The 12,168-nt window shown below is 58.9% G+C and carries 7 protein-coding genes; 3 read left to right on the top strand and 4 right to left on the bottom strand.

All coding sequences use genetic code 11. The features are described 5' to 3' along the window. Positions 1 to 256: 256 nt before the first annotated feature. The 4 genes from potE to DFP86_RS15630 form a co-directional block, all read right to left on the bottom strand. Positions 257 to 1,606 carry a putrescine-ornithine antiporter gene (potE, locus tag DFP86_RS15645; protein WP_166642301.1) on the bottom strand — a complete coding sequence of 450 codons (1,350 nt, stop codon included), beginning with the start codon at positions 1,604 to 1,606 and terminating at the stop codon, positions 257 to 259. A gap of 1,212 nt (positions 1,607 to 2,818) precedes the next feature. Continuing rightward, positions 2,819 to 4,660 carry an ATP phosphoribosyltransferase regulatory subunit gene (locus tag DFP86_RS15640; RefSeq protein WP_133682953.1) on the bottom strand — a complete coding sequence of 614 codons (1,842 nt, stop codon included), beginning with the start codon at positions 4,658 to 4,660 and terminating at the stop codon, positions 2,819 to 2,821. A 2-nt stretch (positions 4,661 to 4,662) separates the two neighbouring features. After that, entirely contained in the window at positions 4,663 to 5,709 is a 1,047-nt protein-coding gene (locus DFP86_RS15635; RefSeq protein ID WP_133682951.1) for an ATP phosphoribosyltransferase regulatory subunit, read from the bottom strand. Between the two features lie 117 nt (positions 5,710 to 5,826). Beyond that, the gene (locus DFP86_RS15630) at positions 5,827 to 6,963 is read right to left on the bottom strand and encodes a histidine decarboxylase (RefSeq protein WP_133682949.1); all 1,137 of its coding nucleotides are present in this window, start codon (positions 6,961 to 6,963) and stop codon (positions 5,827 to 5,829) included. A gap of 405 nt (positions 6,964 to 7,368) precedes the next feature. Here DFP86_RS15630 and DFP86_RS15625 point away from each other — a divergent pair, with 405 nt between their 5' ends. The 3 genes from DFP86_RS15625 to DFP86_RS15615 form a co-directional block, all read left to right on the top strand. Next, positions 7,369 to 9,150, top strand: a complete 1,782-nt coding sequence (locus DFP86_RS15625; protein WP_133682947.1) for a hybrid sensor histidine kinase/response regulator — start codon at positions 7,369 to 7,371, stop codon at positions 9,148 to 9,150. Beyond that, on the top strand, positions 9,147 to 11,279 hold the full coding sequence (locus tag DFP86_RS15620; protein WP_133682945.1) for a putative bifunctional diguanylate cyclase/phosphodiesterase: 2,133 nt from the start codon (positions 9,147 to 9,149) through the stop codon (positions 11,277 to 11,279). Before DFP86_RS15625 ends, DFP86_RS15620 begins: the two co-directional genes overlap by 4 nt. A 248-nt stretch (positions 11,280 to 11,527) precedes the next feature. Continuing rightward, on the top strand, positions 11,528 to 12,168 hold a 641-nt coding region (locus tag DFP86_RS15615), incomplete at its 3' end, for a hypothetical protein (RefSeq protein WP_208108362.1).

The following is a 12,168-nucleotide window of genomic DNA, read 5'->3' as shown; positions in this document are numbered from 1 at the left end:
CGCCCGTCCCAAGCCACCCGGCTTGGGGCGATGCCTTTTCCCTACGCCGCATCTTGCCTAGCCCCAGCCTGACATTACCTGGCAGCCTGTGCATGCCCGCGCTTTCGTCATCGCCCAAATAACAAGACCCGGCAGGCTAGCCTGCCGGGTCTTGTTGTCGGGCGGTCATCCCATGAACGACTGTCCGTTGCCGAAAAAATGGCCGGTCTTGCGACCGGCCAAAGTCAGCTTGATAAGAAGCTGAGGTACTTGATCGTTAGGCGTTAGCTTCAGTGGCGGCTGCAGCGGCTTGCGCCTTACGCTTTTGCTCGACCGAGTAGGCAATCCAGCCGTACATCGGGATCGACAGCAGCATGGTCAGCGAGCCGTAGAACACAATGTCCTTGCCCGAACCGGCCAACACGTAGAAGCAATAAACGATGGCCAGCAGGGCGATCAGGCCGTACTTGGTGAAGTCGCTAGCGCTGACATTGGTGTCCTTCATGATCTTGTAAATCCCTGCAACAGACAGGATGTACGGCACCACGTTAGTGAACACGCACAGCAGGGTGATGATCTGGAATTGCGAAGCCAGGTCCGGCGAAACCGTCATATAGCCCATGAAGGTCATCAGAACACCAGTGATGATCATGCCCTTGAACGGGGTGCCGAACTTGTTGGTTTCGGCGAAGATCTTCGGGAACATGCCGTCGTCGGCAGCGGCCTTGGACACTTGGCCGGTGGTCAGAACCCAACCGTTGAGCGAGCCCAAGCAGGCAACCACGGCGCAGAAGCTGACGAACGAACCGGCCCAGTTGCCGAACATATACTGTGCGGCGGTGCTGAACGGTGCTGCGGAAGTCGCCAGTTCCTTGGCCGGTACCACGCCCATGATGGCGAAGGTCGACAGGATGTAGACTACGGCGGCGAACAGGGTACCCAGCATGGTGGCGATCGGCACGTTCTTCTTCGGGTTCTCGACCACACCGGTCACGACGCAGGCGGATTCCAGACCCAGGAAGGCCCACAGGGTCAGGGAAGACGCGGCCATCACAGCATCCCAGCCGCTTTGCTTCTTGTCGACGATCCAGCTACCGGTGATGTAATCCGGGTGGAAGAAGAACCAGCCCAGGACGGCCATACCGCCCACCGGGATCAACATACCCAGCGAGGTGAACTTCTGGATGCGGCCGATGAAGCCTGCGCCCGGATAGTTCAGGAAGGTGAAGAACCAGATGGCGATGATGGCGGCGATCGCACCGGGCATCGGCTTTGCCAGCTCTGGAACGAAGTACGACATGTAGCCGATACCGGCAATGGCGATGGCGACGTTACCGACCCACAGCGACAGCCAGTAGCACCAGGTTTCGGTGAAGGCTGCGTATTCGCCTACGCCGTCACGTGCATAGGCGTACATACCGCCTTCCTTCGGGCACAGGAAGCTCAGCTTGGAGAACGACACCGCCAGGGCGATGGAACCGAGGGTAGAGATGATCCAACCCAAAATACTGATCGAACCCACCTTGGCCAAACTGGATGGCAACAGGAAAATCCCGGAACCCATCATGTTCAGCGCGACGAAGACTGTCAGCGAGGACAGCCCCATTTTATGCGAGGTAGAAGACATATTATTGCTCCCAATGTACTGCATCGAACATTCAATCAGTCTGGCACCCCGCGCTATGCGACGCGACACCGGCCAATTGGCTTCCACATTCCTGGCAACGGTGGACACCAAAACCATCGCCTTTTTCCAGAATGCGCCCGGACTCTCATTACGAAAAGGCCGGGTAAAGTTACTGCTCCCGTGACTACCGGGTCACACCTGTGGTCGAGCGCTTATCGAACATTTCGCCCTACCAGAACAACTTGGCGGCTCGGATCCTTCGCAACCTCTGCGCCTTAAATAAATATGAGAAATTGGTAATATTCAGAATTGTATATAATGTGCTTGGTCTGACAACTTCCCTTTTTGACGCACATCAAAATCTAATTCAATTCCTAATTTTGCAGTGCAACATGGCGGCAATGTCTTTGGCATATTATCGCCAACCAAGATGCATGAATTTTTGTCAACATCGTGCTGGATGTTTTTCTGCTTACACTGATAGGCGATTTCACTGCAGGGGCGAGAAGATTCAATCTGGACGGGCATTTCAGGCTCGGCATGACTGGCAGGGCAAAAGATCGGAGTGGGGCCGCCAGCGTGCAATAGGATGCCAAACCTCAACAATACCTACCGTATTAGGCCAGGAATGAACGCCTCTGCTACCGTATTTCAGCATATCAATGTATAAAGATTATCTGTTGAAGTTTATTTTCTGCTTTATAGCATAGGCACGCGATAACACCAGCCTGACTCTACTAACTTTTGATATAGCGCAGAATGCCATCATGTCATCACGAAGATGGCAATCTGTTGATTTAAAAAAGAAAAGTTGCAAAAACGCAAAACAAGACGCATGAACGAACGCCATGCGGAGATAAACAAAACGGGGAATTTCTGTTATTTCAATTCACCGACTGGCACGACGTCATATCATATACTTTTCTAGTATGGACAATCGAAAAAGCGCCGCATACCAGCAGGATTGAGTATTGACGTCTTCCACTGCAAGATTCAAAAACTTTGTTTTTCAAACACTTACAAAAACCACGTCAACAACGCCTTTGTATGGGCGAATGTCGAACAAAACAATGATGGCACGATTATTGCTTAATATCACACAGTAAAATGGTGGCCGGCTGGCATGCCCGAACCGGCACTTCAGGCCCAAATTGCGGTTTGAGCACGCGATCACAGATCATGTTGCGCTGCGAGATTCGGAGAGCGTAATTTTCAAGACAAAATCAGCCGAACTTTACTGATAAGCGCTTCGCGCGTGCAGTCTTGACGCATCTGCGCCTCCGCATCCCACAGTTCAATCCGGCGCCCATGCTCGGCCACAGTCAAAAGGATACGCGCGCCGGCCTTCAAGGCGTGCCGCACACGCGAAGCGCGTTGCCCGACGGTAAAGTCGTTGCCGACCGCCAGCAAGGGGAAGGCTTCGCGCAACATGCGCGCCAGTTGCATGGCGCCGGCCACATCCCCGTCGGCCTCCTGCAGGATGGCGATATCCAGCCGGGCACCGGAGAGGGCCGGCTGGCTACGGGCCTTCTCCGCCAACTGCAGCAAAGGCTCGACCATGAAGGCGAAACCGCAGGCAGGTGTCGGCCGACCGATGACACGCGAGGCGACTTCGTCGTAGCGACCGCCACGGCACAGCACCGGCAATTCGTCCAGGCTCGCCGTCTGCCACTCGTGAAAACTTTGCTGGTAATAAGGTCGATGCGGAAACAAATCCGTGCGCACGGTATGGGGCAGGCCGGCCAAGGTCAGCGCCGCCGTCAATCGCTCGAAACGCACCAGACTGGCACTGGATAGGCAGTTCATGATGCCCGGCGCCGAATCGATCAGCTCGCGCGGGACGCCGGCCAGCCGGCCGCCGAGCAGCACCTCGGGCGCGGAAGATAGGCTGGCCTGGGCCATCGGATCGAGCGGCGCCAGCACCGACTCGAAGTGTTGACGCAACATCTGGCGGTAACGCGCCAGCTCGCGCGGCGTGCCGAGCGTGTTGATCTGCAGCTCGACCAGCGGCATCAACTTCAACCGTTGCAGGAGCGTGTATTCCAGCAGCAGTTGCTCCAGCTCGATATCGACATCATCGAAGCCGAGCGCCTCGGCGCCAATCTGATGAAACTGCTCCAGCTGGCGGCCATCCAGGTGGTGGGTGCGGAATATCGGCCCCTGGTACCACAGGCGGGCCGGCATGTCGGTCAAATGCTGCTCGGCGATGGCCTGCAAGCATCCCATGGTGCCGTCGCTGAGTAGCCGAGCCGCCCAGTCATCTTCTTCCGCGTCCTCATCCAACAGCGGCAGGCGGATTTCGCGGTAATCCTCGGCCGGCAGCACTTGGCGCGCCACGGCCTCCAACCGGTTCCAATACTCAAGACGGTCCGGGTAGTGTTTGCGCGGGCGGCCGCTGGGACGAGCGCGCACCGGCACTTGCAGACGATTTTCCAGTGCCAGGCAGAAGTTCAGATTCCCCAGCACGCTGTTCTGACGCAGACAGGTCTCCACCCGGTGAACCAGCGTCGCACCCAGCGCCTGCGCCAGAAAGTGACGGTAGCGCGCCTGCCGGCCACCGTCGTCCGGCGCCAAACTCAGGTAAGTCGCATGCGGCGTCAGAAAATCCAGGCGGTGCTGACCGAGATGGCAAGGGCCGCTGCAGACCAACGTCGGATCGATCTCGCTCCCTGCCTCCAGAGCGCGCAGTTCGATGTATTTCTGGCACAGCAGGAAATAGCTGGCCGGCTCAATGCCGGCATTACGGTAGCGCCCCTCCCACAGCACGCCGCTACGGCCATGCCGCCGGTTGAAATAGGGGACGTAGACACGCCCCAGATACTGCGTGAAGCGCGCCAACGCGGCCTTATCGGCCACGGTCAACAATAGATAGACCTGGGTCGGCAACAAGGCAAAGGCATGCAGACGGATCGACGGGTCGGCGACGGCTTGGCGAAGTTGACCGACAAAGGTTCGATAGTCGTCTTCATCATGGAACAGTGGCTCGCCGTTGTTGCCGCGAAATGCCAGCAACTGCGGTAGCTCGGAGATCAGCAGGCGCTCTTTTCTCGGCACGGTCACTCCTCGCGCCCGTCGGCGCCCGGGTTATTGAGTAGAGCGATCAATGCGTCGCGCGCCAATTCGCCGAGCACCCCTCGTCGACGCGACCAGACCGTCAGTAGGCCATCTCGGCGCAGAATCAAGCGCCAGTCGGCCGGATCGGGAACCTCGTCCAGCGCCATGCCGGAAAGCAGCGTATGAATGTGATAGCCGGGCAGGCGGGCTCGCAGTGTACGGCCGAGCAGCACCAGATCCGTGGCTTGCTCGCGTCGCTCGGCGCGCAACGTCACTCTGGGCGGCGCTTGGGTCGCCGGCCGATGATAGTGGCCGAGACACGCCATCAGCCGTTCGATATCGATGGCCAGGCCGGCCGCCGGCAGCGCGCGCGCCGACAGACGCGAAGCCAGATCGTCGCAACGGCCGCCGTTACACAATCCGGGCTCGTCGGGCGTAGGGCGCCAGCGCCAGTCGAAAACGGTATGGTTGAAGTAGCCGCGCCCGGCGGCGCAGTGCGGGTCGGGTCGCCAAGGTAGGGCCAAGGAGTCCAGTAGATGGGTGAATTCGGCAAAATGCCGCCGGGTCTGCAGCCCGAATCGTGCAGCGGATCGATGTTGTTCCTGCCAGGAACCGAGGTTGCCGACGCGCAATTCGAGCGATGGCGCCACACCCAGCGCCTGCCATAGTTCGCTGATCAGCAGCACCAGTTCGGCCTCGATGGCCGCGCCCGGCGCATTGAATGCGACCACGCCGAACTGAACGGTCTGACGCGGCCCTTGCGGCCCATGCCACAGCACCGGCCCCAAAAACCAGAGCCGCTCGATGCCGCGACGTGCCGGTGCATGCGCCGCCAAGACAGCGCGCACGCAGGACGGCAGGCCATCCGGCCGCAATCGATCCACGGCTGCCACATCGCGCTCGTCGGCGAATGCCGCCCCCTCCAGTGCCGGCAGCCGAATCTCCTGGTAGCCATAGCGGTGCATGATGGCGCGAATCTGTGCTTCGACCCAATGCCTCAGATTGTCCGCCTCCATGGCGGTGCCGTGCGACGGCCCGATCGGCGCCATGTCTCGTCCCGTCCTCTCCAAAAAACCAAAGAACCCTCTGAACCTGATTCAGAGGGTCCCTCATTGTGTCAGAAAACGCCGACCGTCAGCAGCCGCAAAAAGCGCGTCAACAGGCCCTTAGGCTGCCTCTTCCGCCAAATCCGCCACGACGTCGTCGATCAGCGCATCGATGCGGCTGCTGTCGAGGTGGTGGGCCGTGGTGATCAGATGGGCATATTGGCCCGATGTCGCCAGGCAGTGCTTTTTCCACACATCCTCGGACGGGCAGGGGAAAACCACCGTGATCGAGTTTTTGTTGCGCCATGCATCGATGCCGCAGGCCTGGAAACGGTCAACCGCGTATTGCGCCATCGCCAGGCAGTGTCCGATACGCTTTTTCTGCTCTTCGAAGTCGGCGGCGTGGATGGCGTACCACAGCAGCAGCGGCGTATGGCCGTTGCGCGAACCGGTGATGGTCTTGTCGTGTGCCGCGATATAGTCGATTTCGACCGAGATTTGATCGACCAGCTTCTTGCGGGCCAGCGCAATGCCGCAGGGAATCGGCGAACCGATCATCTTGTGGCCCGATACGCTGATCGAATCGATGCCGTCGGCGAAGTTATGCGGCTGCGGTTGGTCGACAAACGGCAAAATCATGCCGCTCAACGCCGCATCGCCGTGAATGTAGTAATCCTCGCGCGCAAAGCCGGCCTGGCTCATCAGGCGTTGCATGCGGCCGATGTCGTCGACGGCGCCTTTGACCGTGGTGCCCAGATTGGCGAACAGGATCGGGTGGCGGTCGCCGCTGGCTTCGATCTTACGCATCAGATCCTGGTAATCGATCTCGCCATTGGGCAAAGCGTCGACCACTTGCGACTTGATGCGCAACAACCTGACGATCTTGGCAACCGAATAATGCGTATCGCGCGAGTAAAACAAGGTGCCGTCAGGGAACAGCTCGCGCGCCAGATAGCAGCCGAACATATTGCCTTCGGTGCCGCCGTTGGTGACATAGCCCCAGCACTGGCTGAACGGAATGCGATAGAGCTGGGCAAAATGCTTGATGACGTCTTTCTCGAATTCGAAGGAATTGAGCAAGTAATTACAGTACTCCCCCCAATCGCCACAGTTATTGAGCGAGAAGCGCATGAAACGCTCCAGGCTGCCGTAGTCGAAGTCGGCCGATTCCGGATAGCCGATGTTGAAGTACTGGTTCTTGACGCAGTGCGCCCAGAAAGCATCCAGCTTGTTCTGGTTTTCGATGGACAGAGGCATGTTGTTCTTCCTTCCGAGCCAGCCGTCCCTGAATTCCTCCAGGTGGTCCTGACGTGCATTTTTAAGAAGGGGCTAATGTAAACCTCTGCTCGCTTAGGGGAAGTCATACAAGCCAAATCCTGCGCAATCCAACCATGTATTGGCCACAATTTTTGCCATTTTATCGCGTAACGGCCGCTATCTTACCCCGTCCCCTTTTTTGAAAATATGTGAGGTAAAAATCAGGCTGCTCATGCGGTCAGTTGAGAATAAAAATGACTTGCAATGCCATAGGCTAGCGTCGATATTTCAAAAACCATCTAGTTCACATCAAATAGATCCGACTACCTGGTTCAGAGGATCCCAAGCTCTCCACGCCCTGGCCGATAGGCCGCAACCTCCGCGCCATCTGCCGAGGACGATTACATGACAAGTTCAGCCTATCTCCCCCCCACCTCCTGGCGCGTCGCCCTCTCCTGGGTCATCCTGTGCGGCGTGGCCACAGGTCTGCTCATCATCGGCCATCGCCAGGAGTGGTTGTGGTTGCCGCCATTGTTCACCCTGCTGGCGGTGTTGTTCTCCAGCCAGATCCGCGTGTTCATTTCCAGGCTGGAACCATGGCAACGCTTCCGTGGCCGGCTCGCGCCCTTTATCGAAGCCATTCCCAATGCGGTCGTGGTGGTAGATAGCGAGGGACATATCGCGGCGCTCAATGCCCGTACCGAGGCCTGGTTCGGCTACGCGCACGACGAATTGCTCGGCAAACCGATCGAGACCTTGCTACCGCCCGATTTGCGCCGCAACCATGTACATCTACGGCAAAGCTTCATGCAGGCGCTGGCGGCACGCCCGATGGGGCAGGGCCGCGAGTTGTTCGCCTGCCGCAAGGATGGCAGCGAATTTCCGGTGGAAATCGGACTGAACCCGCTGGCCACCAGCAAGGGCACCATGGTGCTCAGTTCGATCATCGATATCACCGAGCGCAAGGACAACGAAGCGCGCTTTCATGCTCAGGCGGCACAAGTGGCCCAGGCCAGCCGCTATAAATCGGAATTCCTTGCCAATATGTCGCACGAGTTACGCACGCCGCTCAACAGCATCCTGATTCTGAGCGAACAACTCTGCGCCAACTCGCAAAACAATCTGCTGCCCAAGCAGCTCAATTACGCGGAAATCATCCATCAATCGGGACAAGATCTGCTGGCGCTGATCGAGGACATCCTCGACCTATCGCGCATCGAGGCCGGCAAGCTCGAGATCCACGAAGAACCCTTGGCGCCCAAGGAACTACGCGACTACATGCGCCGGGCGTTCACGCCCGTGGCCGAAGCCCGGCAGTTGACCCTGAGCTGCGAGGTATCGCCGCAAGTGCCCGATGTGGTGATCGTGGACTTCAAACGCTTATACCAGATCGTCAAAAACCTGTTTTCCAATGCCAGCAAATTCACCTCGGCCGGCGGCCGGGTCGGCATCCTGATCGATGCCGACATCAATGCGGAGGAGCTGCGCATCTCGGTCAGCGACACCGGCAGCGGTATCCCACCCAGCAAGCAGGAAGAGATCTTTCAGGCCTTTGTCCAGCTCGACGGCACCGCCAGCCGACGCTACAGCGGCAGCGGGCTGGGACTGGCCATTGCCCGCCAATTGGCCTCTTTGCTCGGCGGCAGCCTCGGGGTGGAAAGTACGGTGGACGTCGGCAGTACCTTCACGCTGTATCTGCCGCTGGTGACCAAGCGGCCGCCCAGCCTGCCGCAGCGTCATCTGGACGACCCGCATCACCCGGTTCAGCCGCACGATCCCGAGCTGCTGAAACTCCTTGCCGGCCGCAAGGTGCTGCTGGTGGACGACGAAATCCGCAATATCTTCGCCATGACAAGCTTGCTGGAAGAGGCCGGGCTCGATGTACGCGTCGCACGCAACGGTCAGGAAGCGCTGGAAGCGGTGAAACGCCAACCGGAAATCGAGTTGGTCATGATGGATATGATGATGCCGGTCATGGACGGTTATCAGGCCACGGCCTCTTTACGCAACGACTTGCAATTCCGCAAGCCGATCCTGGCATTGACCGCTTTGGCGATGAAAGGCGATCGCGAGAAGTGCCTGGCGGCCGGCGCCGACGACTACATGGCCAAACCGGTGCAGCGTCAGGCGTTACTGCATTTGCTTGGCAAGATGTTGGATGAAGCTGGCATGTCGAGGTCGCCATGAACGATGCCATCGACTGGGAACAACTGGCGGATGAACGCATGCAACAGATTCTGCTGGTCGATGATCGTGACGATAATCTGGCTGTACTGGACGCCATCCTGAGCGATTGCGGGGCGGCGCTGCTGCAAGCCAAATCGGGTGAGGCCGCACTGGAAGTGCTGTACCGCGAGGAAGTCGCGCTGGTTCTTTTGGACGTCAATATGCCGGGTATGGACGGTTTCGAGGTACTACGCGCCATGCGCGCAAACCGCCGCACACGCGAAACGCCCACTATTTTTGTCACCGCCTATGCCCGCGACGAACAAGAAATTGTGGAAGGCTATCGAGACGGCGCAATCGATTTCATTCTCAAACCGGTCAGTGCCGCCGTGCTGCGCGGCAAGGTACAGCAGTTTCTCGAACTGGATCGCTACAAGCGCGATCTGGAGCGTGTCAATTTGCTATTGGAAGCGCAGAAAGTCTACTACGAGTCGATGCTCAACGCCGCCGACGAAGGCGTGCTGGGGCTATCGCCCGAAGGACGAGTCGATTTCGCCAACCCGACCGCTCTGCGCTTGTTGGCCGCCGAACCGGATCGGTTGCTGGGCACACACTTCACCGAGATCGGCCACCCGCCCGCCGCGCAGGAACCCAGTTGGGAAAACACCGTGTTCTACCGCTACTGGAAGTCGCGCCGGGCACTACGCCTGGCCGATACTCTGTTGCAACGATTGGACGGCGCCCCTTTGCCGGTGACGTTGAGTTGCGCGCCGCTGCCGGGCGCAAACAGCGGATCGGTGATCATCTTCCAGGACATCAGCCAACGCAAAAAATTGGAAGAGCAGTTGCGTCAGCAAGCCGTCACCGATGCCCTGACCGGCTTATTGAACCGGCATGGTCTCAAGCAGACACTGGCCGGTAGCGTCTTGCGCAGCGCCCGCTCCGGGCGGCACTTGGCCCTGTTTTTTATCGATCTGGATCATTTCAAGGATATCAACGATACCTTGGGCCACGATTTTGGCGATCTTGTGCTCAAGGCGACCGCTCAGCGATTGAAGGATGCGCTACGCGCCAAGGACGTGATCGCCCGCTTGGGCGGCGACGAGTTCACGGTGATCGTCGACGACTTGGAGGATGTGGAGCACGCGGCGAGGGTGGCACGCAAGCTACTGCAGGCCATGGAAGCGCCGTTCGAGTTACAGGACCACAAGCTGTCGATGGGGGCCTGTATCGGCATCGCGCTGTTCCCGGACAATTGCAGCGACACCGACAGTCTGATGCTGGCCGCCGACCTGGCCATGTACCGCGCCAAGAGCTTGGGACGCAACACCTTCGAGTTCTTTACCCCAGAACTCAACGCGCGCGCCAAGGCAAGCATGCTGCTCGAACAGGGCATCCGCCATGGACTCGACCAGCAGGAGTTCTACCTCGATTATCAGCCGCAATTCGACATTAGCGGCCAGCGGGTCGTCGGCTTGGAGGCACTGCTACGCTGGCGACGCAATCATGTCGCCGTCCAACCCGACATTTTCATTCCATTGATGGAGCAGACCGGCCAGATCAACCGGGTCGGCGAGTGGGTATTGGAAACCGCAGTGCGGCAGCGGCGCGTCTGGCAGCAAACCGGGCTGTTGACGGACGACTGCCCGGTGGCGGTGAACCTATCGCCGCGTCAGTTCACCAACGCTCAACTGGTGCCGGCCATCGCGCGCATCCTGCGCGAAAACGGGCTGGCTCCCGCCATGCTGGAATTGGAGGTGACCGAAGGCATCCTGATGGAGAACACCAGCGTGCATCGCAAGGTGCTGGATCAGTTGCACGAATTGGGCGTGCGCCTGTCGATCGACGATTTCGGCACAGGCTACTCGTCGCTGGCCTACCTGATCGATTTCGACATCGATGCGCTCAAAATCGACAAGTCGTTCATCGACCATATCGACACCAGCGAGAAGGACGTGGCCATCACGGCGTCCATCATCCAACTGGCGCATAACCTGCGGCTCAAGGTTGTGGCGGAAGGTGTCGAAAGCCAAGCCCAGCTCGACATCCTCCGCCGGCTGGGCTGTGACTACGTGCAGGGTTATCTATGCGCCAAGCCGATGGCGCCGGAAGCTGTGGCGCAACGGTTCGCGGCCCCCCAAAAACCCTGAGAACTCCTTTGGGCAAGCTACGTACCGGCGCAAATAGCCTGTTCAGAGGCGTCTTAAATACCTGTCCTTTAAGCCAGTTCTCCTTGTCCCGAGCAATAACACGCCATTAAAATCCATGACTTTATTTTAAATAAGCCTGTCGTGAAGTTCAGCGACAGCGCCTCGGCACTCATGGATCTCTCCTGACTGTTTGTCGCCAAAGGCAAGATGATCGATGTCTTAAACCTGCCTATGAAACGGAACGGATAATGGCCGACGTACTGAACACGGCGACCCGCCGCGTCAAACTGCAGTTCGACAAACAGGGCAACCCGTATTTCGAATCGGTCAAAAGCCCGGACAGCTTCAAGCAGCGCGCGCTGTGCGTGAATCCGCCGCACAACGTGATTCCGGTGATCTTCGTGCCGGGGATCATGGGGACGAATTTGAAGTTAGCGGACAACAAGGGGGCCGCATGGGCGCCGCCCAATGGCACGCTTGAAGGGATTGGCGCCGCCACCAAGGGCACCTTCCAAGATCCAGCCGAGCGCCAAGTACTCTTCGATCCGAACAACACCGAAGTCAACCCGGACGGCCCGTGCCAGGTACCGGACAGCCTCTTTTGGCTCACCACGGCGGAAGCCAAGCGGCGTGGCTGGGGCGCGCTGCATCAGGATAGTTACCACCCGATCCTGCAGCAACTGGAAATCAGCTTGAACGACCAGTACAGCCTGCCGGGCCGGCCGCAGGCGCATGGCAATCATCCGCTGCCGGAAATCGGCATGCTCAGTCATTTGGCCGGCAGTTCGACCCCGCCGCCGCAGGCGCCCGGCTACAACCGCCCGCCCGACTATGCAAGCATCGCCGCCGAGGCGGTCAAGGCCTGGAACACGCAACCGCGCGCCTTGAG

Origin of the sequence: Paludibacterium purpuratum (assembly GCF_004363805.1) — a bacterium.
Taxonomy (GTDB): domain Bacteria; phylum Pseudomonadota; class Gammaproteobacteria; order Burkholderiales; family Chromobacteriaceae; genus Paludibacterium; species Paludibacterium purpuratum.
The sequence above is the reverse complement of the archived record's forward strand: the minus strand, read 5'-3'. Positions and strand labels throughout refer to the sequence as shown.

Coding starts and splice junctions, on each gene's coding strand:
- DFP86_RS15635 (WP_133682951.1), bottom strand. CDS start 5,709: ATGGCGCCGATCGGGCCGTCGCACGGCACCGCCATGGAGGCGGACAAT.
- DFP86_RS15620 (WP_133682945.1), top strand. CDS start 9,147: ATGAACGATGCCATCGACTGGGAACAACTGGCGGATGAACGCATGCAA.
- potE (WP_166642301.1), bottom strand. CDS start 1,606: ATGTCTTCTACCTCGCATAAAATGGGGCTGTCCTCGCTGACAGTCTTC.
- DFP86_RS15625 (WP_133682947.1), top strand. CDS start 7,369: ATGACAAGTTCAGCCTATCTCCCCCCCACCTCCTGGCGCGTCGCCCTC.
- DFP86_RS15630 (WP_133682949.1), bottom strand. CDS start 6,963: ATGCCTCTGTCCATCGAAAACCAGAACAAGCTGGATGCTTTCTGGGCG.